The organism is Nocardia sp. NPDC004340, from assembly GCF_053602575.1.
In genome coordinates this window covers 107,261-129,352 of the sequence record NZ_JBSGDW010000005.1, presented here as the reverse complement: position 1 = coordinate 129,352, position 22,092 = coordinate 107,261, and the positions used below count along the sequence as shown (strand labels likewise).

Annotated in this window: 28 protein-coding genes; 12 read left to right on the top strand and 16 right to left on the bottom strand. The window is 65.9% G+C overall.

Annotated elements, in window-relative coordinates:
• The first annotated feature begins 227 nt into the window (after positions 1-227).
• Complete coding sequence (locus tag ACWEOI_RS21565; protein WP_452360747.1) at positions 228-1,175, top strand: hypothetical protein; 948 nt, start codon at positions 228-230, stop codon at positions 1,173-1,175.
• 165 nt (positions 1,176-1,340) lie between these two features.
• Here the strand turns inward: ACWEOI_RS21565 and ACWEOI_RS21560 are convergent, their stop codons facing one another.
• Entirely contained in the window at positions 1,341-1,544 is a 204-nt protein-coding gene (locus ACWEOI_RS21560) for a cold shock domain-containing protein (protein WP_433667531.1), read from the bottom strand.
• Positions 1,545-2,010: 466 nt separating this feature from the next.
• A complete protein-coding gene (locus ACWEOI_RS21555; protein WP_452360746.1) occupies positions 2,011-2,526 on the bottom strand; it encodes a hypothetical protein in 516 nt (171 codons plus the stop codon).
• 153 nt (positions 2,527-2,679) lie between these two features.
• On the opposite strand from ACWEOI_RS21555, the gene ACWEOI_RS21550 reads away from it, so the two are divergent.
• The gene (locus ACWEOI_RS21550) at positions 2,680-3,267 is read left to right on the top strand and encodes a tyrosine-type recombinase/integrase (RefSeq protein WP_452360745.1); all 588 of its coding nucleotides are present in this window, start codon (positions 2,680-2,682) and stop codon (positions 3,265-3,267) included.
• On the opposite strand, the gene ACWEOI_RS21545 is transcribed toward ACWEOI_RS21550, so the two are convergent.
• The gene (locus ACWEOI_RS21545) at positions 3,227-3,910 is read right to left on the bottom strand and encodes a GntR family transcriptional regulator (RefSeq protein WP_452360744.1); all 684 of its coding nucleotides are present in this window, start codon (positions 3,908-3,910) and stop codon (positions 3,227-3,229) included. The genes ACWEOI_RS21550 and ACWEOI_RS21545 overlap by 41 nt on opposite strands.
• Before the next feature lie 89 nt (positions 3,911-3,999).
• Here ACWEOI_RS21545 and ACWEOI_RS21540 point away from each other — a divergent pair, with 89 nt between their 5' ends.
• The 3 genes from ACWEOI_RS21540 to ACWEOI_RS21530 are packed head-to-tail and all read left to right on the top strand — an operon-like array spanning position 4,000 to position 5,650.
• The gene (locus ACWEOI_RS21540; protein WP_433667537.1) at positions 4,000-4,533 is read left to right on the top strand and encodes a YbhB/YbcL family Raf kinase inhibitor-like protein; all 534 of its coding nucleotides are present in this window, start codon (positions 4,000-4,002) and stop codon (positions 4,531-4,533) included.
• A 47-nt stretch (positions 4,534-4,580) separates the two neighbouring features.
• Positions 4,581-4,790, top strand: coding sequence for a hypothetical protein (locus ACWEOI_RS21535; protein ID WP_452360743.1), 210 nt, complete (start codon positions 4,581-4,583; stop codon positions 4,788-4,790).
• A 17-nt stretch (positions 4,791-4,807) separates the two neighbouring features.
• Positions 4,808-5,650, top strand: coding sequence for an SDR family NAD(P)-dependent oxidoreductase (locus ACWEOI_RS21530; RefSeq protein ID WP_433667540.1), 843 nt, complete (start codon positions 4,808-4,810; stop codon positions 5,648-5,650).
• 254 nt (positions 5,651-5,904) lie between these two features.
• Here the strand turns inward: ACWEOI_RS21530 and ACWEOI_RS21525 are convergent, their stop codons facing one another.
• From ACWEOI_RS21525 to ACWEOI_RS21515, 3 genes are all read right to left on the bottom strand, one after another.
• Positions 5,905-6,219, bottom strand: coding sequence for an ATP dependent DNA ligase (locus tag ACWEOI_RS21525; protein WP_452360742.1), 315 nt, complete (start codon positions 6,217-6,219; stop codon positions 5,905-5,907).
• A gap of 309 nt (positions 6,220-6,528) precedes the next feature.
• The gene (locus ACWEOI_RS21520) at positions 6,529-6,816 is read right to left on the bottom strand and encodes a hypothetical protein (protein ID WP_433667546.1); all 288 of its coding nucleotides are present in this window, start codon (positions 6,814-6,816) and stop codon (positions 6,529-6,531) included.
• Positions 6,817-7,461: 645 nt separating this feature from the next.
• Complete coding sequence (locus tag ACWEOI_RS21515) at positions 7,462-7,683, bottom strand: hypothetical protein (protein WP_452360741.1); 222 nt, start codon at positions 7,681-7,683, stop codon at positions 7,462-7,464.
• On the opposite strand from ACWEOI_RS21515, the gene ACWEOI_RS21510 reads away from it, so the two are divergent.
• Positions 7,682-8,905, top strand: coding sequence for a pentapeptide repeat-containing protein (locus tag ACWEOI_RS21510; protein WP_452360740.1), 1,224 nt, complete (start codon positions 7,682-7,684; stop codon positions 8,903-8,905). The two genes, ACWEOI_RS21515 and ACWEOI_RS21510, sit on opposite strands and share 2 nt — an antisense overlap.
• A gap of 133 nt (positions 8,906-9,038) precedes the next feature.
• On the opposite strand, the gene ACWEOI_RS21505 is transcribed toward ACWEOI_RS21510, so the two are convergent.
• Both ACWEOI_RS21505 and ACWEOI_RS21500 read right to left on the bottom strand, forming a co-directional pair.
• Positions 9,039-9,620, bottom strand: a complete 582-nt coding sequence (locus tag ACWEOI_RS21505) for a hypothetical protein (RefSeq protein ID WP_452360739.1) — start codon at positions 9,618-9,620, stop codon at positions 9,039-9,041.
• A 303-nt stretch (positions 9,621-9,923) separates the two neighbouring features.
• Entirely contained in the window at positions 9,924-10,478 is a 555-nt protein-coding gene (locus tag ACWEOI_RS21500) for a hypothetical protein (RefSeq protein WP_452360738.1), read from the bottom strand.
• 250 nt (positions 10,479-10,728) lie between these two features.
• Between ACWEOI_RS21500 and ACWEOI_RS21495 the strand changes: the two genes are divergently transcribed.
• Positions 10,729-11,169, top strand: coding sequence for a hypothetical protein (locus ACWEOI_RS21495; RefSeq protein ID WP_452360737.1), 441 nt, complete (start codon positions 10,729-10,731; stop codon positions 11,167-11,169).
• A gap of 312 nt (positions 11,170-11,481) precedes the next feature.
• Here ACWEOI_RS21495 and ACWEOI_RS21490 read toward each other — a convergent pair whose 3' ends face one another.
• From ACWEOI_RS21490 to ACWEOI_RS21480, 3 genes are all read right to left on the bottom strand, one after another.
• Positions 11,482-12,042: a recombinase family protein gene (locus tag ACWEOI_RS21490; RefSeq protein ID WP_452360736.1), complete on the bottom strand. Its 561-nt coding sequence runs from the start codon at positions 12,040-12,042 to the stop codon at positions 11,482-11,484.
• Positions 12,043-12,229: 187 nt separating this feature from the next.
• Entirely contained in the window at positions 12,230-15,268 is a 3,039-nt protein-coding gene (locus ACWEOI_RS21485; RefSeq protein ID WP_452360735.1) for a tetratricopeptide repeat protein, read from the bottom strand.
• Positions 15,269-15,303: 35 nt separating this feature from the next.
• Positions 15,304-15,429 (bottom strand): hypothetical protein, encoded by a 126-nt coding sequence (locus ACWEOI_RS21480; RefSeq protein WP_452360734.1) that lies wholly within the window; start codon positions 15,427-15,429, stop codon positions 15,304-15,306.
• 288 nt (positions 15,430-15,717) lie between these two features.
• Here ACWEOI_RS21480 and ACWEOI_RS21475 point away from each other — a divergent pair, with 288 nt between their 5' ends.
• Together ACWEOI_RS21475 and ACWEOI_RS21470 are read left to right on the top strand one after the other, a co-directional pair.
• A complete protein-coding gene (locus ACWEOI_RS21475) occupies positions 15,718-16,326 on the top strand; it encodes a recombinase family protein (protein ID WP_452360733.1) in 609 nt (202 codons plus the stop codon).
• Positions 16,323-16,499: a hypothetical protein gene (locus ACWEOI_RS21470; protein WP_452360732.1), complete on the top strand. Its 177-nt coding sequence runs from the start codon at positions 16,323-16,325 to the stop codon at positions 16,497-16,499. Before ACWEOI_RS21475 ends, ACWEOI_RS21470 begins: the two co-directional genes overlap by 4 nt.
• A gap of 148 nt (positions 16,500-16,647) precedes the next feature.
• Here ACWEOI_RS21470 and ACWEOI_RS21465 read toward each other — a convergent pair whose 3' ends face one another.
• Together ACWEOI_RS21465 and ACWEOI_RS21460 are read right to left on the bottom strand one after the other, a co-directional pair.
• Positions 16,648-16,800, bottom strand: a complete 153-nt coding sequence (locus ACWEOI_RS21465) for a hypothetical protein (protein ID WP_452360731.1) — start codon at positions 16,798-16,800, stop codon at positions 16,648-16,650.
• Positions 16,767-17,243: a Fur family transcriptional regulator gene (locus ACWEOI_RS21460; RefSeq protein ID WP_452360730.1), complete on the bottom strand. Its 477-nt coding sequence runs from the start codon at positions 17,241-17,243 to the stop codon at positions 16,767-16,769. The genes ACWEOI_RS21465 and ACWEOI_RS21460 overlap by 34 nt, the downstream gene beginning before the upstream one ends.
• A gap of 126 nt (positions 17,244-17,369) precedes the next feature.
• On the opposite strand from ACWEOI_RS21460, the gene ACWEOI_RS21455 reads away from it, so the two are divergent.
• Complete coding sequence (locus tag ACWEOI_RS21455) at positions 17,370-18,485, top strand: HoxN/HupN/NixA family nickel/cobalt transporter (RefSeq protein ID WP_452360729.1); 1,116 nt, start codon at positions 17,370-17,372, stop codon at positions 18,483-18,485.
• A gap of 524 nt (positions 18,486-19,009) precedes the next feature.
• The gene (locus ACWEOI_RS21450) at positions 19,010-19,777 is read left to right on the top strand and encodes a class I SAM-dependent methyltransferase (protein WP_452360728.1); all 768 of its coding nucleotides are present in this window, start codon (positions 19,010-19,012) and stop codon (positions 19,775-19,777) included.
• Between the two features lie 225 nt (positions 19,778-20,002).
• Here ACWEOI_RS21450 and ACWEOI_RS21445 read toward each other — a convergent pair whose 3' ends face one another.
• On the bottom strand, positions 20,003-20,383 hold the full coding sequence (locus ACWEOI_RS21445; protein WP_452360727.1) for a hypothetical protein: 381 nt from the start codon (positions 20,381-20,383) through the stop codon (positions 20,003-20,005).
• A gap of 5 nt (positions 20,384-20,388) precedes the next feature.
• Entirely contained in the window at positions 20,389-20,697 is a 309-nt protein-coding gene (locus tag ACWEOI_RS21440) for a hypothetical protein (RefSeq protein ID WP_452360726.1), read from the bottom strand.
• Between the two features lie 196 nt (positions 20,698-20,893).
• Here ACWEOI_RS21440 and ACWEOI_RS21435 point away from each other — a divergent pair, with 196 nt between their 5' ends.
• Entirely contained in the window at positions 20,894-21,091 is a 198-nt protein-coding gene (locus ACWEOI_RS21435) for a hypothetical protein (protein WP_452360725.1), read from the top strand.
• An 86-nt stretch (positions 21,092-21,177) separates the two neighbouring features.
• Here the strand turns inward: ACWEOI_RS21435 and ACWEOI_RS21430 are convergent, their stop codons facing one another.
• Entirely contained in the window at positions 21,178-22,092 is a 915-nt protein-coding gene (locus ACWEOI_RS21430; RefSeq protein ID WP_452360724.1) for an NAD(P)-dependent alcohol dehydrogenase, read from the bottom strand.

Below are 22,092 nucleotides of genomic sequence, written 5' to 3'. Positions count from 1 at the left end.
CGCCTCCGCAACCGTGGCCGCATCGATCCAGATGTGCTCGCCGAACTCGGTCGGCCCTAAGGCCGCCGATCCTGCTGCGCTCGCGGCACCCCTCTGAATGGGTTGGGGCTCTGCGACTTTGGATTCTCTACCGGACCCACACGATCTCTCCACACTTGGTCGACGGATCGGACACAACTGGTCGATACGGTGACCGCGTGTCTACTCGTGATACACCGTGGAATCGCTTGGACCTTCTCGCGGACATATTGCAGGGTGTTGCCGTCGGCGCGCTGGCTGTGGCATGGGCGGCGATCGCGTTCGGACTGTACTCGGAGCCGGCAGCCGATCCACGGTTCGATCTCGAAGCGGGCGGCCGCTTCGCGGCCAGCCTCATGGTCTATGGGCCGTTCCTGCTTGTGATCAGCCCGCTGTTGGCCGTCACTGCCATTTTCGGGTTGATACCATACCGGTTCGCGCCTGGCGGCACCATCGCGGGTGGGATAGTTGCCAGTTTGTTCGCCCAGTGGGTGGGAACCGAGCTGTACCTGTCCGACTACAGGCCGGAGTTACCCGGACACCTCGACATCAGCCTCGTCGCGGCGTGCTTCGCACTTGCCGCAGCGTTCGCCGCAGCTTTCTTGCACTTGTATAGCAACCGATCCGGTCGGACGCGCGCCGCCTCGATGCGAGGCGGAGCAGTGCTGGTGGTTGCCATTATCGTCGGTGCGGCGGTTACGATTCCGCCGCTGATCGCGGGCACCGGCACTCCGGCCGGTGTCCTGGCTGGGCTCGTCACCGATCCCAATTGCGGGAGGAACTTGTCGGACTGGACCGACGAGGGACGGGCGACCGTCTACAAGGGCCACGCGACGACACAGTCGTATCCGCCGAAGGATACGCCCGACATTCGGTTCGGGGTCGTGGTCACACTGCGGAACGGCATGGGCAGCGTCGAAACCACCCCGCCGACCGCGATCTCGTTCCGAGACGAGCTGCCATTTCGGTCGGGTCCGCCGGCAACCGAATTGCTGCTGTCTCGGGATGGTACAGGCAACCGGTTCGCGTTTACTCGCATACGCGATCCGAAGTGTGAGACCGGCGGTAGCCGGGTGGTTTCGGCGACCTACATCTATGACGACTACGGCAGAACGGACACGCCTCAGATTCGGGGCACGGTATCTCGTAGCGAGTAACGCGCTGGCAGGGGTGTTTGATAGGCGGCGCTGATCTGGATGTCCGCACATGCCGCGTACCGCGCTGACAGGATCGGCCGGCGCGTGTGGTCCGCAGCGAGACCGACTGCGACCCAAAGACATCCGCTACTGCCGATTCCAGGGCGCTCGACCGATCAAGAATCCTCACCGACGAATGACGTTCTCGGCTTGCGGACCTTTCGGCCCCTGGACCACATCGAAGGTCACTGCCTGGCCAACCTCGATCGGGCGGGGGTCCAACCCAAGGATGGCAGAGAAGTGCACGTAGACGTCGGGGCCCCCTCCGTCTTGCGAGAGCATTCCGAATCCCCTGTCGGCGTTGAAGAAGATCACGGTGCCGGTGGCCATACTGCCCTCCTTGGTCGTCGAATTCGCTCGAAGGGGCTCAGGTTCGAGCGGTCTTCGCTGGTCAGCGCGGTAGCGACACGCTATCACCGACCTCACGGCTTGGAGGGAATCCGCGGGCGTGCCGGCTGTGGAGAAGCCGCTCCATGAGCAGGGGATGTGTTGGCCCTGCGTCAGGGCAGGCGGCGCACTCTCCGCGACGCAGCCTGATCAGGAAAGGCGGGCGCTGCCGCGTGTCCATCGATCGCACCATAATGCCGAATGCTGTGCGGTTCACAGCCGCGATATTCCTTGCTCGCCGAACCGCTCCGCGTCTACCGTCGTCCGGCTGCGGCGCACTGACATGCCGCCTACCCCGCTGACCGAACCGGCCAGCGCGCGTAGCGGAAGATCAACCGGCAGAGCCGATCCGATGCCTGCGGAACGTCCGCTACTGCCGATGAGCGTGACGCTGAGGCCGTTCTGGTCGTCATGGACCCGGAAACTCGAATCCCCTTGTGATGGCACTACCTTGCCCAAGCCGGAGCGACTGTCTGGCAACGCGGATGAAGTTTTCCCGAGAGCGGTGTTGCTCATTTCGGGCGGCGATCCATTCATCATCGTCGGTCGGTGGCTGTGGCCGGTCGAAGGTGGCGCGCCTGACGCCATAGTCGGCGAGGTGGAGCTCCTCAGCAGCCGACACGACACTCCTTGGTGCGATGAGGCGAAGTCGAGTGAGCACAACACCTTGGGCGTCGTATGCCACGTCGGTTCGCGTTCGCAACTCCGCGAACAGGCTGGCGTCGTGGCCTTCGACTCGGGCAATTCGCGCATACGCGCCGCCGCTACGAAAGCTGGCGTCCAAGTAGTCCACGTAGGCATCAATCAAGGACTCGCGCAGCCACTTTCGGTTCTCGCGTCGGCCCGAAATATACAGAGTAATTCCCGCCAACGTAGCCGCTAGCGATGCCGCCACTGCACTGATCACCGAAGGCACAACTGACATGCAAACCTCCGACAGGCAAAGGACGGTCCCTTATAGGTTCGCACGCTCATGCCGCGTCCCGCGCGTCTGCTCGGGCGGTTCGCCGGGACCGCGGCATCGTGAAGGATGGCTCCCTCCTCCGACCTCGATGTCACCTTCGCCGGTGACGACCTCGTGCTCCGGCCGGCCGCCCTGGCTTACCTCGCCCGCTTCTCCGCGGTATCGCGGATCCACACGAAATCCGATCTACGCCTGTACTTCCAGTGGTGTACCGACCACCAACTGACCCCGCTCGCGGTCGCGCGAACCGAGATCGAACGGTACATGCGGTGGATGCAGGAAGTCCGCCGCTTCAAACCCGCGACCATCGCCCGTCGCCTGGCAGTGGTCGCGGGCTTCTACCGCACCTGCGTCATCGACGGAGTCCTGGACCGCTCGCCGGCGGAGTACGTGCGCCGACCGCGGGTATCGAACGAGTCACCGACGCTTGGGCTTTCGCATCTGCAGTTCGAGGCGCTGCTGTGCGCGGCCCGCGACTCGGACAACCCGCCGGACTTCGCGCTGGTCGCCATGCTCGGACTGCTCGGCTTGCGGATCAGCGAAGCCTGCCGCTGCGACGTGACCGACCTCGGGGAAGAACACGGCCACCGCGTCCATGGCATCGGCTACATGACGCCTCAAACATCCGCACATGCCGAATTGAGTCTGTTCGTCGGACGAGTCAGCCTTCTTGCTCTGTCAGTGCGGCCGTTGTCAGGGTGAGGTGTTGAGTCAGTATGTCGGCGGCGGTGTCGGTGTCACGTGCCAGCGCCGCCTCCTCCAATCGGCGATGCTCGTCAATGCCGTCGCGCTCAAGGTCACGGTGTGCTGACAAGCGGCGGGCCAGCTCGCTCGCGACCCACAGCCGGTCGAAGGTTTCCAGCAACACCGCATTGCCGCACCCTTCCAAGAGCGTGCGATGGAATGCCCGATGGGCCTCGGCCCATTCTTCGCTGTAGTACTCGCCGTTCTGCGGGGTGAATACCGGCGTGCGCGCCAAGCGGTGGTGGGCAGCCCGTACGTCTCCTTCCCAGTTGACGTCACCACGTTCGATCGACATGCGTAGCAGGACTGGCTCGATGGTCCGGCGGGCCTCCCCGATCTGTTGCCAGCGGTGAGCGGAAAGAGCTGGTACGGCGAAGCCGCGATTGGTCAGCCGTTCGGCCAGGCCCTCGCCAACCAGCCGCACCAGCGCCTCGCGCACCACAGCCAGGCTCACACCGTGTCGCTTGGCTAGATCCTGCGGTTTGAGCGCGTCACTGGGCGCGTACTCGCCGCGCATGATCGCGTTCCGCAGTTGTGCGTAGACCTGCTCGGAAAGCATCTGCTTCGCCGGCTGGGTTGGGCTGGGGATTGTCCGAGTCATCACTTGATCATAGACGATTTGACAAATCATCGATTATTTCTGTTATCGTCGATCTTGCACATCCGGTACGACTCGAAAGGCGCGACACGATGAGCGCAAACGATCCCTTCGCACGCCTCCCCGAGGCAGCCGCGTTCACGGTCACCAGCACCACAGTGAGCGACTGTGCCGCCTGGCCACCCGCGCAGTGGTCCTCCGGCGCCCCCGGCGGTAAAGACATTTCCCCGCAGTTGAGTTGGACTGGCGCCCCAGCGGGTACCAAGAGCTACGCGGTTACCGTGTACGACCCCGATGCCCCCACCGGCTCCGGGTTCTGGCACTGGGCTGTCGCCAACATCCCGGCCACGACCACGACCCTTCCCGAGGGCGCCGGAGACGACGCGGGCAGCGGCTTGCCGGTCGGCTCCTTCCAATTGCCGAACGACGCGCGCCTACCTCGATACATCGGTGCGGCACCGCCGGCAGGGCACGGTAAGCATCGCTATTTCGTCACCGTGCACGCTCTGGATGTGGATGACATCGGCATCGCCTCCGACTCCACGCCAGCACTGCTCGGATTCGCCATCGCCGGCCACATCCTGGGCCGAGCCACGCTCGTCACCACGGCGGAGACAGTGCAGTGAATTCGGTTCGAATCGCCGGTTCCGCCGCCAACGCGGATTCGTTGTCGATGACCGAGTCGATCCCCTGTGATGTCGAGATCATTCGTCACTCGCAGCGCGACGGCGACGCCATCGTCCGCTGGGCCGAGGTCATCGTGAACGGCATACCGATGCCGGCCACCGGCGAGCCGCGGGTCGTTCACACGCGTCTCGGCACACATGTCGCGCTCGACCTGACCGCAACTTCGGTCAGTATCCGGACCGAGGACCGGACATGAGACTTCAAGGAAAAACTATGAGCGACAACGATATCGACCGCATGGACGATCGCACCGTGCTGATCACGGGTGCGACGGACGGACTCGGCCGCGAACTCGCCGTGCGGCTCGGCGCAGCAGGTGCCCGGCTGATCCTGCACGGCCGCAACCCCGATCGGGCCGCAGCGGTCGCGGCCGAGGTGACAGCCGCGAGCGGGCACGCTCCGCTGATCATCCTGGCCGACCTGTCACGACTCGCGGAGGTGGACCGGCTGGCTGACGAGATCATCGCCTGCACTCCACGATTGGATGTTCTCGTGAACAATGCCGGCACCGGTGGTCGGTCGGACGGGAAACGCGAACTCAGCGCCGATGGCAACGAATTACTGTGGGCGGTCAACCATCTGGCTCCGTATCGGCTGACCCGGCGCTTGCTTCCGCTGCTGCAGGCAGCGACACCGGCGCGGGTGGTGAACGTGGCCTCCGCCGGGCAGCAGGAGATCAACCTCGACGATCCGACCCCCGAGCACGGCTACGACGTGTACACCGCCTACTGCCGAGCCAAGCTGGCGATGATCATGGCGACCATCGAGTACGCCGAGGAACTCGACGGAACCGGTGTCACCGTGAACGCCCTGCACCCGGCCACTCTCATGCCGACGACTATGGTGCTGGACGCCGGTGTGACGCCGCTCAGCACTCTCACCGAAGGCGCGGACGCGACCCTCCGGCTGATCTGCGATCCGGGCCTGTCGCAGACGACAGGCCGGTATTTCGACGGCACCAGGCAGAGTCATCCGCACGCGCAGGCCGACGATCCGAAGGCGCGCCGTCGCCTGCTCGAAATCAGTGACACCGCTGTCGTTTCGGCAGTCGGCTGAGGTGGTGGGCTGAGGCGGTGGGTCGCGGGACCCACCGACCCACCACCCCGACTCTGCAGATTGTGTCCTTCGCCGAACGCACTACATTGCCGCATACCGCGCTGACCGAACCGGCCAGCGCGGGCGGGGCGAAGATCAACAGGCCGAGCCGATCCGAGGCCGGCCGGACGCACTGAAATGCCGGGTGGAGCGCGTCCTGGTGCCTATTCGACGGCGTTCGGAAGGCTATTGCCAGCGGCGTGTGGATGGGTGGATCAGTTGGTCTCGGGGATGGTGATGCCCTCGGGTGCGCGGTCGAATCGCAGTCCGCGCCAGGATGGATGGCGCAGGCCGGTGGCGGTGCGTTCGCGGTAGGCGATATCGCCGACCAGCCGCGGGGTGACCCAGTGCGCGGTGACCGCGATCGACGACGGTACCGTGCCGGCGACCGGCGGCGTCGCGGTGGACAGTGCCAGCAGCTCGAGGTGCAGCGAGCGGCGCGCGGAGTCGGAGAACCCGGTCCCGACCGCGCCGAGGAGCACCAACTGCCCGTCCTGGTCGTGGGCGGCGACGAGCAGGGATCCGAACACCTCGCCGCCGGCGTGGCCGGGCAGCCATCCGACGACGACCGCTTCGGTCGCGCGCCGCAGCGGGAGTTTCCGCCAGGCCTGAGACCTTCCGGCCGGTATGTGGAGACGCGTACACCGCCTACTGCCGCGCCAAGCTGGCGAGGCAGACGATCCGGCGACACGCCGACGGCTACGCGAAATCAGCGACACAGCAATCGGTTTGGTCGTGACATGAGCACCTGGTGGGCCGGGAGGTCGCGCACCCCTCCCGGCCCACCATCATGCTGAAGGGTGCGTCGGATACCTCAGAGCCGGGCATCGCACCCCGAATCAGGAGCCGGACTTGGACTGGCCCGCGGTGCCGTTGATCAGACTGAGGATGTTGATGATGGCGTGGCTGCCGTTGTCGAGTGCCGAGCTGCCGGAGTCGAGCATGGCAGAACCGGAGGACGAGCCTGCCGAACCCGAGGACGAGCCGGCGTCAGCCGAACCAGAGGACGAGCCTGCCGTACCCGCGCCGGTGGCGGGAGAGCCGGCAGCGGAGGCCGCCGCGACCGGGCCGAGGAACAGGGCGGCGGCCGAGAGGGTCGCGGCGGCAACAATCTTGCGAGAGAACATGTAGGGAGCTTCCTTTCACAGTCCAGATAACGACGCCATCACGACGCACACCAAAATGTTATGAAGAAGAAACCCGCAAAACCACTCCTGGTTCTGTGCGAATAATCACCGTTAACAATGGGCAAACAGCGAATTTTGCCGAGGTAAATCTATTTGATCTTCATTCCGCCCCCGAATTCGATGATCGAATTCGATTGCTTTTTCTACGGCTCCGCGTATCGGGCTGCGGCGGAGGAGATTTCGTATCGGACCTCCGATCCCGGCCCGGCGCGACCTCGAGCTGAACGACCCGCTCGGGGACCCGTTGATACGGCGGCGATCCGCCGTTCCCGAGTGAACGCGAGGGCGCGACATGCTCAGAGGACGATGCCGTCCTCGACGTCTCTCCCATCCTGTGCTACTCGGGCCAGCGGCTCGGCGCAGCGCGTACCGCGCGCCGCCGCACCCCTGGCTCGGTGCGGTTCGGCGTCACCTGATCGCGAAGTGATCAGCTGAAGTGGCCGATACCGTCGGCGGTGAGTTTACGGAGCACGCGCTCGACGCTGGCGGGGTCGCGTCCGGTGAGTACAGCGAGTTGGTTGCCGTCCGAGGGGCCCACCGCCAGACGCCCGGACCACCCGAATCCGGGGCGGCGCGCCGGCGGTGCTACACGTTGCCGCCGTCCGTGTTGACGGTGCAACCGGTAGGCGAGAACAAGCACAGCAGGAGGGCGAGGACGGGGTTGAGGAGACCGACCGACCCGCTGGAGGAACCGGTCTCCGCGACCGGGGCTGGCGCGTCGGCGAAGGCCGGCGGCGCGGCCACCGCCTGCCCGGCTCCGACGGTCAGCGCGGTGGCAATGCCGACTGCCGCAAGGAAAGTGCGCATGCAGGAGAACCCTTCGGTCGAGCGCGGGCCCGAACCGCTCGGCCCCGTCGGCGAAGAGTTAATCATTTCCATTTCAAAACATCCGGCGGATTCAGTGCGCCGAGAGCCCCGAATTCCATGGGGTTGGGCGGCGATTTGTGGAGGTACCCGCGCCCCTTCCGATGGCGGTCGGGCTGTTCGGAAAACGATGCTTGTACAGGCAGATTCGGCCGCGTCGCCGGACGGTCTCCCGCAGAATCTGGTCATGTTCGGGTGGGTGCGTCGCGCAGGTGTGTGGACGAAGAAGTCGATCGTGAGGGCGGGGCGCCGGGTGGGGCGGGTGCGGTTGTTCACTGCGGTCACCCTGGCCCTGATCACCGGGATCGCGGTGGCGGCGCAGTGGCTGCTGTCGCGGGTGATTGTGACCAATCAGAACCAGGCCGCGCCGATCGATATCACCAAGTTGGCGTTGACCGTAGTGGGTGGTGTCGGTGGCGCGGTCGCACTGGTGGTGGCCTATCGCCGTCAGCGGGATCTGGAGCAGAACCGGTTCGTCGAGCGCTTCGGCGCCGCTGCCGCCCAGCTGGGTTCGACCGATGTCGCGGTCCGCATCGCCGGGGTCTACGCCATGGCTGGCGTCGCCGACGAATCCCCCGGATCCAACCGGCAGCAGTGCATCGACGTGCTGTGCGGTTACATGCGCCTGCCCTATGACACCGCGCACGGCGGGTCCGGGCGCACCAAGCTCGTCACCAAAACCAAGCAGGACGAAAAGGTCGATCTGGAGGAAACCACCGAGTATCGGCAGAACGACCGGGAGGTCCGCAAGACCATCGTTCGTGTCATCGCCGAGCATCTACGTGACAGCAGCACCCCAGACTGGCGCAAGAACACCTTCGACTTCCGCACCGCCTATCTAGAAGACGCGGACTTCAACCATGTGCGCTGCGAGGGCACCATGCACTTCGAAGCATCGGCCTTCTCCGGCACCGCGAACTTCATAGGCACGACCTTCTCCGGCAACACGAACTTCGGGAAGGCAACCTTCGCCGGCTACACGAGCTTCAGGAAGGCGACCTTCTCTGGCGCAGTGAAATTCCATCGCGCCGACTTTGGTACGAACGACGTGTCGTTCATAGAACCCCGAGAGTGGGATCCGCCGCCTCAGTTCGATTGGGATCAGGAGGTGTCCCTGAATCCCAGCAATGTCCTTCCTGAAGCATGGCCGCCAACTCTCGTGTAAGCGACGCCACGCTTTGCACCCTCCGGGGGCGTTCGGAAAACGATGGAGATCGAGTCGCAGCGTGCGCGGGCCGACGGTGCCACTGGCCGGTCACCGATCGGCGTGACCGAGCCGGTCACGCCGATCGGGATCGTCAGCCGGCTGGCCACTGACCGGTGGAGAGATAGGTCTTCGCCACCCACGCGGGATCGGGGAACCGGCCGGACTCCTTGTAGCAATCCAAGGTCCAGTCGCGTGCAGAATCGTCCCACTTGCTGAAGTCGGCGGTCGTGAGGCCCTTGCCTGCCTGCTTCTCATACTCCGCACTGACGGCGCGCCGCCATTCGTCCCACTTAGCAGGCGCGGCGGCGTTGCGGGCCAGCAATACGGCCGCGGCATCGCGCTCGGCTTGGGCCTTAGGCCTGTCCATTTCGAACTCAGCGGTCTCGTTGTACATGGTTGCGCCAGCCGCGTCGCGCATGGTGGTGCTCACGATCACCACGCCGCCCTCGCGGAAGGGGCCGGGACTGATGTTGGACGGCACGACCAGTGACCAGTCGCTGCTGGTGTCGCCGACCTTCAGCCCCTTGAGCTCGGCTTTACCAGTACCACCCCCGTTGCCGTCGGCGACGTAGAGCTCCACGGTCACCGTGGTGGATTCTCTGTTCCGGACGATTCCACTGACCTTCACCTTGTCGCCGAGCGACTCGGCCTTGGTCGGTAAGGCTGACCCCATCGCACACTCCTATCCGTAGACCGCACCGACATTGCCGCTCCTCGCGCGCAGAGCGCGCACGAGCGGCTGACACGAAGCACCGAACCTACGACCGAAATGTCCTCACCTCGGACGATACAACCGGCAAGAGCCACAACGCGTGTGGCGGGGCGGGTCAGGTGCCGAGTCCGAGACGATGCGGGAGTGTTCGGAAAACGATGAGCTGTCAAACGCCCGTAGGACTTCAGCACCTTCGCGAACGTCTCGTGGGTGGTGGGCTCCCGCCGTGCACCGAGGACATCGGGTACCGGTACGCCCGCGTGCTCACCAGCACGCTGTTGTCGGGTTTGAGAGTCGATCGGCGGTGGTCCAGGCCAGATGTTTGGCCGCCACGCTGACGAACAGTTCGGCCACGATGCCGCGCCGGGTGGCGGCCGGGCCGCCGGAGCGGCCCTCCACGATGGCCAGCTCCACCTCGCAGTGCGGGCTGATTCCGGCGAGGTAGCCGTGGCAGCGGATCATCGGCCAGACCTCCGTCTCGGCGGGTGCGGTGTCGAGCACGTTGCACCAGCAGCCGTCGAATCGGCGGACGAATACCTCACCGACGAAGCGCCCCAATCTGTCGATCGACATGCGGTTCTCGTCAGCGAGCACAGCAGCGCGGTCGGGAAATCCGGTGCGCGCCATCGCTATCGCGGCCTGCAGCCCGGTCAGGGTCCAGGGATCGGGGAGGGCGCCCACGGCCGCGGCGTCCACGGTGAGGAACTCATCGAGCGCGGCGGCGTGGCCGGCGCACCATGCCCGATAACCAGGGTTGTCGCAGTCGTGGGCGACGGTGTTGTCGCGCTCGGGAAAGACTTCAGACTTCCGTGCAACCATCCCGATCACCTCGCTTCGAGAACGGCTCCCACCAGGAATGACACCGTAAAAGACGAAGCGCTTGGACCGGCACGACTGACATCGAACGGTTGCAAGATCGGAAATCTATCGACATATCAACGACAAAAGGGCCACAGAACCGCCCAGCGAGGGCGCCCCCGACGTCGAACCTCAAGACTGGCCGCCGGCCGTTGCGGCCCCGTCTAGTTGTGGTGTCTCATGACACTGGTTCCACGAAGGTGATCTCAAGATGTCGCTCATCGGTGAATCTCGACGGCGGTCGCCTGCTGGCCTCGTGGGGGTACCTGGCAGGATCGACCCCATGCGGCCCCGAGCCGCACCAACCAACGCGCACATCCGGCGAGAGATCGTGATGCAGGATGGGGCCATGACCACTCCGCACCCGCAATCGCCGATTGTCGATGTCTACGCATTGCTGAACGGCGCGTTCGATTTGCGGTTGTATTCGCGGCGATACCTGGTACTGAGCACGAAGGCGCCGCTCCAGCAGAAGTTCATTTCGTTCATGGCCGACTTCGATCAGTCGTTCTTCGGGCCGATCGTGGCCATGACGGACGCCATCGAATGGCTGGAGCGTCAAGGTTGGAGTCTGGTGAGCATGCTCGATCGCGACAAGGAGCAGAACAACTTCGCGTACACGCTGGCGTTCATGCGACGCGATCAGCCCTGATCGTTCGGCTTTCCGAGTAACCCTGCGCCGACCTGCTGGTAGGGGCACTCGGCGGTATCGGAAACAATCTGGCCGGGTCAGTCGTCGAAGGCAGGGTGTCGGTCACGCGATTGAGCGCGTTCCTGAGCGTCGCGGCGCGAGCGTGAAGTGTTCCGACCAGACCGGCGCCACCAACCTCATGAGATGGCACATCTAGTTGGCCTCCGCAGGCGCACAACTTGTGTTCGAAAAACGATCGTCTGACGAACCCGAACGTCTCCTTCGTCGCGGCCACGTCGCCGAAGGCGCTTCGAGCAGTGGCGTGCCCGTGGCTCAGCCGGTGACGGTGTCGGCGCGCAGGTAGCTGTAGACGGTTTCGCGGCTGATGCCGAATTCCTTGGCCAGCAACGACTTCGACTCACCCGCTGCGGCACGCTCGCGCAGCTGGCCGGCCTGGGCGTCGGTCAGCGCGGGCTTGCGACCGGTGTAGGCGCCGCGGGCCTTGGCCGCGGCGATGCCTTCGCGCTGGCGTTCCAGGATCAGCGAGCGTTCGAACTCGGCGAAGGCGCCCATCACGCTCAGCAGCAGGGTCGCCATCGGTGAGTCCTCGCCGGTGAAGGTCAAGCTTTCCTTCACAAACTCCACCCGCACGCCCTTGCCGGTGAGCAACCGGACCAGCCGGCGCAGGTCGTCGAGATTGCGGGCGAGACGGTCCATCGAGTGCACGAGGACGGTGTCGCCGTCGCGGACGAAGGCCAGCATCTCGTCCAGCTTCGGCCGGGCGGTGTCCTTGCCGGAGGCCTTGTCGATGAAGGTGCGCTCGACCTCGATCCCGTCGAGTTGCCGCACGGTGTTCTGATCGACCGAGCTCACTCGGATATAGCCGACCCGCATGACAGGACCTCTCTCACGCTCGAAATGTCAGATTGAACTCTAAGATCCTAACGTACATGTGTCAGGAAATTCGGAAACCGACTTCAATCTGACGCATTCCGCCCCGGTCGGGCTTGTGGTGATGGGGTGTACCCCAGATAGACAGAATCGGCGATACCCACGAACGACTCCGAAAAATTACGGCGAGTCAGCGTCCTTTGCGAGCCGAAGTCAGATTTCTGCGCACTGTACTGGTGGTCGGATGGTCTGGCCCGAGTATTCGTTCACTGTCGGTGAGGGTGCGCTCGAACAACGCGATCGCCTCAGGTGACCGGCCCGCTGACCTGTAGGCGCTGGCGAGGTTGTTGCGGTAGGTCAGGGTGTTGGGGTGCTCGGCGCCCAGTACCTCTTCACTGTCGGTGAGGTTGCGCTCTAACAACGCGATCGCCTCGGGTAACCGGCCCGCCGACCTATAGGCGCCAGCCAGGTTGTTGCGGGTGGTCAGGGTGTTGGGGTGCTCGGCGCCCAGTAGGCCTTCAAGATCGGTGAGGGTGCGCTCGTACAACGCGGTCGCCTCGGGTAACCGGCCCGCCGACTCATAGGCGCCGGCCAGGTTGTTGCGGATGGTCAGGGTGTCGGGGTGCTCGGCGCCCAGTACTCGCTCGCGATCGGTGAGGGTGCGCTCGTACAACGCGGTCGCCTCGGGTAACCGGCCCGCCGACCTATAGGCGCCGGCCAGATTGTTGCGGTAGGTCAGCGTGTCGGGATGCTCGGCGCCCAGTAGCCCTTCACTGTTGGTGAGGGTGCGCTCGTACAACGCGGTCGCCTCGGGTAACCGGCCCGCCGACTCATAGGCGCTGGCCAGGTTGTTGCGGGTGTTCAGGGTGTCGGGGTGCTCGGCGCCCAGTACTCGCTCGCGATCGGTGAGGGTGGGCTCGAACAATGCGATCGCCTCGGGTAACCGGCCCGCCGACCTATAGGCGCCGGCCAGATTGTTGCGGTAGGCCAGGGTGTTGGGGTGCTCGGCGCCCAGTAGCCCTTCACTGTCGGTGAGGGTGCGCTCGTACAATGCGATCGCCTCAAGTAACCGGCCCGCCGACTCATAGGCGTAGGCCACGTTGTTGCGGGTGGTCAGGGTGTTGGGGTGCTCGGCGCCCAGTACTCGCTCGCGATCGGTGAGGGTGCGCTCGTACAACGCGGTCGCCTCGGGTAACCGGCCCGCTGACCTGTAGGCGCCAGCCAGGTTGTTGCGGGTGGTCAGGGTGTAGGGGTGCTCGGTGCCCAGTACCTCTTCAAGATCGGTCAGGGTGCGCTCGAACAACGCGATCGCCTCGGGTGACCGGCCCGCTGACCTATAGGCGCCGGCGAGGTTGCTGCGGGAGGCCAGGGTGTCGGGGTGCTCGGCGCCCAGTACTCGCTCGCGATCGGTGAGGGTGCGCTCGTACAACGCGGTCGCCTCGGGTAACCGGCCCGCCGACTCATAGGCGTAGGCCAGATTGTTGCGGGAGGCCAGGATGTTGGGATGCTCGGCGCCCAGTACTCGCTCATGGTCGCAGAGAGTGTGGTAGGCCAGGGTTATCGATCGTGTGGTGTCTGAGGCTTTGATCAGTTGCCGGGTAGCCCACCGGCGAGCGGTCAGTATGTCGGTGAGAATTGTGGTGTTGAGGTCCTCAAGTGTGCCGCTGATCGTGGCCCACACGGCGTCGATGTGATCGATCAGGCGTGAGCCTTCCACACGTCGCTGGAATGCCTGATCCTCCGGGAACTGCCATGACGCGATCACCGCGACGGCCGCCGCGGTGATCTGACCGAAAGTGTGTGTGGCGTGGGCGCGTTCGCGGACGACGCGGGCCAGCAACCGGTGCATCACCACCACGGTCCCGGTGCCGGACCAGGTCAGCAGCGATCCCTCCACACACCGCTGGACTGCCGCATCCACCATTGAGGGGTCGTCGTGGGGAGCGGGCAGCAGGGTGTAGTCGATGCCGTCGGGGGCCAGCATCGCCATCACCCCCAGCAGCCAACGCAGAACCTGGTCGGATTGCGGGTCACCGCTGGAGGTTTCGGCGGTCGCGATCGCAAGCAGCAACGCCTGATCCACCGCGAGCGGATGGGCGCTGCCGCGCCGGCGCGGCAGCGCCTGCGGCATCGGCTGGGCGGCCAGCAGGTGGCGGTAGCGGCCGTAGTCGAGCCTGCGGCCGGTGAGGGTGGCCGCGGCCGCGGACAACGCCAACGGCAGATCACCCAGATCCGCGGCCACACCGTCGGCACCGTCCGGGTCGTGCAAGCCGGTCGCCTCGTCCAGGTATCGGATCGATTCGTCTCGCTCGAATCCCTGCCGGGCGTCCACCAATGCCCCGAACTGGGCAAACGCGCGATCGGTACTGGTCAGCACTACCCGCGTCGCCCCGCCCGAGGGGAGCAGGTTGTCGAGGAAGTCGGGGTCGGTGGCATTGTCCAACACCAGCAACGCTGGTGCCTGCCGCTCGGAGAGATACTCGCGCACCCTGCGCGCCGACACCGCGGAATCGCCCTCGGGGTCAGCCACCCCGACACGCGCGGCGAGCTCAACGAGACCGATGTAGAGGCTGTCGCGGGTTTCGGCATTGATCCAGCCGACCACTGGTGTGTCCCCGGCGGCGATCACCTCCCGGGCATAGGCGGCCGCGACCTGTGTCTTCCCGGCACCACGCATCCCGGTCACCACCACCGCCACCGAGGCGGTCCGCAACGCCTCACGCAGGTCCTCGAGTTGGGTGCGGTCCACGAAATGCGGTGCCCGGCGCGGGATCCGGCCCACCACCACACGCCCCGACTCCCCCGGGACGCCGGCCGCCGCATACGAGGAGACTCCGGCCGTGTCCTGGGCTCGATCCGGTTCACCGGCAACAGATTCGAGGGAGGCCAGCTGGCCTGCCGCGGCGGGATCGGGTGGGGCCCCGATCTTCTTCCACCGCCCGTACCAGTCCTCGAGGTCGAAGCACGCCGGATCGATATCGGGGCGGGCGGTGCCGGCGTGGAGACGGCACGCGGTCACGAACTGGAACACCGTCACCGGCCGCGGCACGGAAGCATCCGCTGTCGCCGCATCACGCAACGTGGTCGCACTCACTGCGTCCCTGTGCGCCTTCACCAGCAGCGCGGCCATCACACGAAAACTCGGCCCACCGACCTGGGCCCTCAGCTCGTTCAAGTCGGCGGCCAAACGGGCACGCGCACCGGGATCGCTGGCAATCATCACCACCATCTTCGCTCACTGACCCCTCACCGATACACCGATCATCACGCACCCACCGACACCAACACGACCGCCGCGGCAGTCAACACCAGCACAACCACCACGAACCGCCACAACGCCGGCCACCCGTCCATCGCCTTGCGCACTGTCTTACCGATCTCGGCCCACATCACTGATCCTCCGTTTCGCTCGAAGTAGAACGAAAGCCAGTCCAACACAAGCAAATACGCAGGTCAGCAGGTCCGATCACCACCGATCGGCACCGCGCAGAACCGATCACCACCGACCAGACGCACCTACTCACGGGGAGCTCGGTGACAAACGATCGTCTGCCGAACCCGAACACCTCGCCGGATCCGCGAACGTTTCCGCAGGCCGAAATGTTCGGAAACCCGTTCATCAACTGGTAGTGTCGACACCGGTTGTTGAACACGTTTTCTGAACGTTCGGGAGGCATCGTGGCGCTCGTCGGGCTGGTCCGGGTCAGCACCAAGTCGCAGGAGACCGCGCGCCAGCACGACGCGCTCGATCCGATCTGCGTGAAGGTGTTCGAGGAGATGCGGTCGGGGAAGCTGAAGGTCGCCGAGCGACCCGGCCTGCAGGCCGCCCTGGACTACATGCGCCCCGGCGACATGCTCACCGTGCAGGAAGCCGATCGACTCGGCCGCAACCTTCTCGAAGGCCTGATCGTGCTGACCGATCTGTTCCAGCAGGGCATCGCGGTGAAGATCCTCGAAGGCATCGCCGCGGGCGAGCACACCGAACGAAACTTCCTGCTGGACTTGGCGCTCGCACTCGCCGAGGACCGCCGCCGCTACATCACCCGCAAGACCCGCGACGGACTCGAAGCCGCCGCCCGCCGCGGCAACCGCGGTGGCCGGCCGCGCGTGGTCGACGACGACAAACGCCGCGCCATCCTCGCGCGCCGCGCCGAAGGCCAGTCCCTGCGCGAGATCTCGCGCGGCGTCGGCGTCAGCCTCGCCGTCGTCCAGGGCGAAGTGAAAGCCGCCGAACTCGGCGTCCCGACGCTGGTCGTAGCACCAGAACCCGCAGGAGCACCGCGATGAGTAACAAGACCGCCAAGAGCGCCGAGGAGCTGACCGACAACCCTGTCCTGCAGCAGATTCCGGCGCTGCATGCCCTGGTGGATCGGTTCGAGGACGACGGGGTCAGCCCCGACTTCCGGGCGGGCGTGCTGTTCGCGGTCAAGCTCCTCGCGGACCCGAAGTTCGACTACTGACCGCACCTACCGGTGCGGGTGAGTCGGTGCACGCGACGGCTGTCCGGTGGGCGCTTTCGCAGGCCGTTGTCGCAGGCCGAGACGCTGGCTCCGTCGCGTTGGTAGCGCCCAGACCGTGGCGCCGCCGGTGGGCGCCTTTCGCGGCTGCTCAGAGCAGGAGCAGCAGCACGAAGTACGCGACGAGAGCGAGCATCGGCAGGAACACCCAGCGCAGCCGAAACGGCTTGCGCGGCGCGAGGACACCCGCGTTCGAGCTGACGCCGCCGGTCAGTTCGCGATGTCCTGTTGGCAGGTGGGGCACAGGCCGTGCAGGGTGAGTCCGCCGGTATCGGGCAGGGCGAATCGGCTACCGTTGCGCGCTTCGGCCAGGGCCGCGGTGAGATGCTCCGAGGGGACCTCGTCGATCGCGCCGCAGCGTGTGCACACCGCGTGATGGTGCGGGATGTCGGTGAGCCCGTAGCTGGTCACTCGTTCGTCGATGACCAAGGCGTGCAGGACGTTCGCATCGACCAGGGTTGAGACGGTGCGGTAGACGGTCGTGAGGTCGACCTCGTGGCCTGCCGAGGTGAGGCCCTGCTGAATCTGGGCGACGGTCAGGTGCCCGAGATCGCGGGAGTCGTCCAGGACCGACAGCACGGCCAGCCGCGGCGCGGTGCATCGCAGTCCGTGGCCGCGCAGCAGACGGCGAGCGTTGTGCTCACCGGCCGAGTCCGGGGCGTGGGTGTGTTGCGAAGCGCCGGCCATGGCCCCAGTCTGCCGCCTCGGCCCGCACCCGCCAACCAGCTTCTTGCCAATGAGTTGCAACAAGCCCGGGACCGACTTACCTTCAAAAGAATTCGGTTCGTGCGGAGAGGGCATGTCGTGACGTCGATGAATCTGAGATCTTTCCGCGCTGTGACCGATCGGCTGGCGTTGACCCGCCAGGAATGGCTGCGGCTGGCCGCCATGGCCGCAGTCATCATCGGATTGCACGTGCTGGGCTGGTTCACCCTGGTGGCGTTCGTCGCTCCGCAGCATTTCAGCCTGGGCGACCGCACCCTGGGCATCGGCGTCGGATTGACCGCGTACACGCTGGGCATGCGGCACGCCTTCGACGCCGACCACATCGCCGCGATCGACAACACCACCCGCAAACTCATGCACGACGGGCAACGACCGCTGTCGGTCGGATTCTTCTTCTCCCTCGGCCACTCCAGCGTCGTGTTCGGTCTGGCGCTGCTGCTCTCGATCGGCGTGAAGGCCATCGTCGGCCCGGTCGAGGACGATTCCTCGGCGCTGCACCACTACACCGGACTGATCGGAACGACTGTCTCGGGGACGTTCCTCTACGTCATCGCGATCATCAATATCGCTGTGCTGGTGGGCATCCTGCGTGTGTTCCGGCGCATGCGCGGCGGGCAGTTCGACGAGGCCGAGCTGGAAAACCAACTCGCGCAACGCGGTCTGGTGAACCGGCTGCTGGGTCCGGTGATGAAGTCGGTGACCAAGCCGTGGCAGATGTACCCGATCGGGCTGCTGTTCGGCCTCGGATTCGACACCGCCACCGAAGTCGCGCTGCTGGTCCTGGCCGGCACCAGCGCCGCGGCCGGGCTGCCCTGGTACGCGATCCTGTGCCTGCCGATCCTGTTCGCCGCTGGCATGAGCCTGCTCGACACCATCGACGGCAGCTTCATGAACTTCGCCTACGGCTGGGCCTTCGCCAAACCGGTGCGCAAGGTCTACTACAACATCACCATCACCGCGCTCTCGGTCGCGGTCGCCCTCATCATCGGCACCATCGAATTGCTCGGCCTGCTCGCCGACCAATTGGGCTGGACCGGAGGCTTCTTCGACTGGATCAGCGCCCTGGACCTCAACCTGATCGGCTACCTCGTCGTCGGCCTGTTCGTCGCGACCTGGGCCATCGCCATCCTCACCTGGCGCTATGGACGCATCGAAGAGAAATGGACCGCCGGACTCCAGCCGCGAACAGACCTCGGCGACTGACCGGCTGACACCCACCAGCCGGACCGCGGCCGTGTTCTCGCGTGCTCCGACTCAGTCGTGGGTGTGTGAGTGATCGTCGAGCAGATCGCTCTGATGCACATGGGGATGGGAATGCACGGTCCCGTCCTCATGGGTATGGGTGTGTTCGTGTTCGCTGTGGTCGTGCTCGTGCGTGCTGTGGGCGTGGGTATGGGTCAGGGCGCCGTGACTGTGTGTATGGGTATGTGGCTCGACATGAGAATGTTCGTCGGGCATATCCCGGGTCCTTTCCGCAGCGAGTGGGTTTACGGCAACGCATGCTTACCAGCACGCCGCGGTGATATCCGGGATGCCCGGACTGTCGGCGGGTGCGCACGAGTGGCGCACTCTGACCGCGGAAGTTCTCACACTCCGAACCGGACCAAATGGTCTCGTATTGGGTTCGGTGCACTTAGGCTGGGGCGGCGAAGCCCGGCGACCGGAAGAGGGCTCGGCGGCGGTTGTCGCGGAATGCGCGAAATACCTTACCTTCGAGGAGGATTCGTGTGACGACGAGCAAGCTCGACATATCGCGGGCACGGTACTGGGTCGGCCGGTGGGATCGCCAGCAGGAGCACTACATGCCCGATCGCGAACAGCGCTTCGAGGTGATCGGTGACATCCTGACCGAACTCGTCGACCGGCCGGACCCATTGATCGTCGACCTCGGCGTCGGGCCCGGAACACTGTCGGACCGGCTGCTCACCCGAATGCCCGCCGCCACCATCGTCGGCGTGGACGTGGATCCGCTGCTGCTGACACTGGCCGAGATGACGCTGGGCTCACCACGATTCCGGACAGTGAACGCCGATCTGCGCGAGCGCGATTGGTTCGACAGGCTGCGCCTGCATCGAGTTCCCGACGCGTTCGTGAGCACCACCGCTCTGCACTGGATGAACCGTGAACCGCTGCGCACGCTCATCCGGACCTGCGCGGACGCACTCGCACCCGGCGGTCTGCTCATCGACGGGGACCATCTCCACGAGGGAGCGACCGGCCCGCGATTGGACGCCCTGGGCGCAGCCATGACCGCCCGCCGCGCCCAACGCATGGGCACCGCGACCACCGAGGACTGGGACGCGTGGTGGGCCGCGGTCGACCATGCCCCCGAATTGGCTGACCTGGTCCGGCTACGCGACGGCGGATCCGCCCACACGGTCGACGACCGGCCCACCGTCCACGACTACATCACCTTCGCCCGCGAGGCGGGCTTCGCCGAATCCGGCATCGTCTGGCAGTACGGCGACGACCGCGTGATCGTCGGGATCCGGTAACTCCGTGTGAGCGCAAACTTGTCGGCAATGATCCGGCAGCCGATGAACCTGCCGCGCTGTCGAACGGTCCTGCGAGTTCGCCTGGAAGAGGTGATCACTCGCGCAGTCCACACCCGCAACCCCCGCAGTTGATACAGCACGACCAGCGGCAGGAAACGGGCAGCCCGCCCAGGTGGCCTCCCCAATTCCGGCCTGCACGCCGCGGCGACGCAAGGCCGTCCCGGGCTACCGGTCGAACCCGTCCCACACCGGCGTCCGCTCAGGCAGGCCTTGATGCTTTGGCAGGTGCGGACGGTCCGGGATCTGCGGCGCTGGACGGTCGGGCGTGGACAGCACTGTCGGGTGAGCGCGGTCGGCGGCCCAGTTCCGGTAGGCCGCCACCGCGGTCTCGTACGCGACGCCGAGCTCGCGCCACGCGCCGAGAAGATGCTGGTGGGTGCGGTCGCTGGCGTGCGTCAGCTGCTGGCGCAGAACGGCATCGGAGACGCGGGGCAGTCCGGCGTCGAGGCGGTCGAGCCGCTCCCAGACCGCAAGCAGGTCCTCCTGTACGGGGATCCCGCGCTGGCGGGTGAGGATGGCGTCGAGCTCGGCGTACTGCTCACCCATCCCGTTCACGGCCGGCCGCCGAGCGTCGGGAACGTCGCGGCGCGTTCGGTGTCGGTGAGGTTGGCCAGCCAGACCACGCCCCACGGGTTGCCGCGGTTGTCGATCCAGACGTTCGCGCTCGTCTCACGCAGCAGCACGGCCCGCATCTGCCTGCGCTGCGGCTCGGCGACCGCGGCCGCGTCGAACTCGTCGAGTTTCGTCTGCCGCACGGTGGTCGCCCACCCGAGCTGCGCGTCGGTCCCGGTCAGCTCCGGCCAGCCCGCGGCGCGGGCCCGCGCGGCGTTGCGTTCGTTGATGGCGTCGTACTCATCCATCCGACGATGTTGCGCCGCAACCGATCTGCCGCGCACCTAGTAGAGCGTTCGGTACGCCGCCTACTCGGCGGGCACCAGGTGGGCCAGGCGCGCGGGGAACGGGTAGCGACCGGGCGCGTCGGTCTCGGCTTTGGTGATCGAACACGCCGCCCATGCTGTCGCAGCGGGTATCGCGCCCGAATCCGAGCAGGGTCGAATGACCCTGGACCGCATCGTGCCGATGGACTTGTCTGCGACCGAACAGGTCTCACTCTTGACCTGGCTCGATACCGTCACCGAACCACGTGTCGAAAGGTATTGGCAGCTGCTGAGTCTGATCAACGGCCACGCACCTGAAGAGCCGAGCGTGCCAGCCTTCAAATGGTTCGCCGAAGCCCTGCGCAGGCACCGATAGGCGCGCACCTCAGGCAAGCGCACTCATCTGCCGCGTTCTGGGCGGTCGGGAGCGTTCTAGCCGTTGACCGCCCGAGCCCGCGCCGATCAGCGGATCTCGACCACCACTTTGCCGAGGGCACCCCCGGCACCCACATGAGCCAGCGCGGCCGCGGTCTCGTCGAGGGGGAAGCTGCGGTCGATGTGGATATCGATCCGGCCCGCGACGCACGACTCCGTGAGGGGTGTGAAGTGCGCGGGGCCTTCCTTCACCGCGAGGACCCCGAGCCTGCGGCCGGTCACCATCCCGGCGACCACACCAACCGTCGTCATCCGCAGCAACGCGCTGGTGGTGCCGCCGACGCAGCGGTACCGGCCGCCGGGTGCGACCGACCTGCGATAGGCGAAGACCGATCGGTGGGCGACGAGGTCGAGTACCCGGTCGTACGGTCCGGTTCGGGTGAAGTCCTCGGCGCGATAGTCGATGACCTCGTCGGCGCCGAGCGTGCGCATGAACGCCAGTTTGTCTGCGTTGTCCACCGCGGTCACGTGCGCTCCCGCGCGCTTGGCCAACTGGATCGCGAACGCTCCTGAGCCCCCGCCCGCACCGTTGATCAACACCGACATACCGGCGGTGATGTCGGCTGTGCCCTGCAGTGCGATCGCGCCTGCCTGCGGCAGGGTCGATGCCTCGGTGAAGCTCAGCGACGCCGGTTTTCGAGCCAACGCCGATTCGGGAGCCACGGCATATTCCGCGAAACCGCCCTTGAGCGTGAGATTGTCGCCGTAGACCTCATCACCCGGCGCGAACAGAGTGACCTCGGAGCCGACGGCCTCGACCCGTCCGGCGATATCGGATCCGAGAACCGGGGTTCTCGGTGCCCGGAGCCCGCCGATGCGCGAATACAGCGGCGTCCCCCGCAGCGTCTCCCAATCGGAGAGGTTGATCGACGTCGCGTGCACCTGGACAAGCACCTGTTTCGGCCCAGGGCAAGGTACCGGGATTTCCGCGATCGACAGCAT

What these genes read in the sequence shown, in the direction of transcription:
- ACWEOI_RS21485 (WP_452360735.1), bottom strand. Translation starts at nt 15,268, where the DNA reads ATGGTGGTGATGATTGCCAGCGATCCCGGTGCGCGTGCCCGTTTGGCC.
- ACWEOI_RS21480 (WP_452360734.1), bottom strand. Translation starts at nt 15,429, where the DNA reads ATGTGGGCCGAGATCGGTAAGACAGTGCGCAAGGCGATGGACGGGTGG.
- ACWEOI_RS21515 (WP_452360741.1), bottom strand. Translation starts at nt 7,683, where the DNA reads ATGCGCACTTTCCTTGCGGCAGTCGGCATTGCCACCGCGCTGACCGTC.
- ACWEOI_RS21500 (WP_452360738.1), bottom strand. Translation starts at nt 10,478, where the DNA reads ATGGTTGCACGGAAGTCTGAAGTCTTTCCCGAGCGCGACAACACCGTC.
- ACWEOI_RS21520 (WP_433667546.1), bottom strand. Translation starts at nt 6,816, where the DNA reads ATGTTCTCTCGCAAGATTGTTGCCGCCGCGACCCTCTCGGCCGCCGCC.
- ACWEOI_RS21535 (WP_452360743.1), top strand. Translation starts at nt 4,581, where the DNA reads ATGACCGAGTCGATCCCCTGTGATGTCGAGATCATTCGTCACTCGCAG.
- ACWEOI_RS21540 (WP_433667537.1), top strand. Translation starts at nt 4,000, where the DNA reads ATGAGCGCAAACGATCCCTTCGCACGCCTCCCCGAGGCAGCCGCGTTC.
- ACWEOI_RS21460 (WP_452360730.1), bottom strand. Translation starts at nt 17,243, where the DNA reads ATGGCCGGCGCTTCGCAACACACCCACGCCCCGGACTCGGCCGGTGAG.
- ACWEOI_RS21560 (WP_433667531.1), bottom strand. Translation starts at nt 1,544, where the DNA reads ATGGCCACCGGCACCGTGATCTTCTTCAACGCCGACAGGGGATTCGGA.
- ACWEOI_RS21495 (WP_452360737.1), top strand. Translation starts at nt 10,729, where the DNA reads ATGTCGCTCATCGGTGAATCTCGACGGCGGTCGCCTGCTGGCCTCGTG.
- ACWEOI_RS21530 (WP_433667540.1), top strand. Translation starts at nt 4,808, where the DNA reads ATGAGCGACAACGATATCGACCGCATGGACGATCGCACCGTGCTGATC.
- ACWEOI_RS21505 (WP_452360739.1), bottom strand. Translation starts at nt 9,620, where the DNA reads ATGGGGTCAGCCTTACCGACCAAGGCCGAGTCGCTCGGCGACAAGGTG.
- ACWEOI_RS21430 (WP_452360724.1), bottom strand. Translation starts at nt 22,092, where the DNA reads ATGCTGTCGATCGCGGAAATCCCGGTACCTTGCCCTGGGCCGAAACAG.
- ACWEOI_RS21435 (WP_452360725.1), top strand. Translation starts at nt 20,894, where the DNA reads ATGACCCTGGACCGCATCGTGCCGATGGACTTGTCTGCGACCGAACAG.
- ACWEOI_RS21555 (WP_452360746.1), bottom strand. Translation starts at nt 2,526, where the DNA reads ATGTCAGTTGTGCCTTCGGTGATCAGTGCAGTGGCGGCATCGCTAGCG.
- ACWEOI_RS21445 (WP_452360727.1), bottom strand. Translation starts at nt 20,383, where the DNA reads ATGGGTGAGCAGTACGCCGAGCTCGACGCCATCCTCACCCGCCAGCGC.
- ACWEOI_RS21490 (WP_452360736.1), bottom strand. Translation starts at nt 12,042, where the DNA reads ATGCGGGTCGGCTATATCCGAGTGAGCTCGGTCGATCAGAACACCGTG.
- ACWEOI_RS21545 (WP_452360744.1), bottom strand. Translation starts at nt 3,910, where the DNA reads ATGACTCGGACAATCCCCAGCCCAACCCAGCCGGCGAAGCAGATGCTT.
- ACWEOI_RS21470 (WP_452360732.1), top strand. Translation starts at nt 16,323, where the DNA reads ATGAGTAACAAGACCGCCAAGAGCGCCGAGGAGCTGACCGACAACCCT.
- ACWEOI_RS21455 (WP_452360729.1), top strand. Translation starts at nt 17,370, where the DNA reads ATGAATCTGAGATCTTTCCGCGCTGTGACCGATCGGCTGGCGTTGACC.
- ACWEOI_RS21510 (WP_452360740.1), top strand. Translation starts at nt 7,682, where the DNA reads ATGCAGGAGAACCCTTCGGTCGAGCGCGGGCCCGAACCGCTCGGCCCC.
- ACWEOI_RS21440 (WP_452360726.1), bottom strand. Translation starts at nt 20,697, where the DNA reads ATGGATGAGTACGACGCCATCAACGAACGCAACGCCGCGCGGGCCCGC.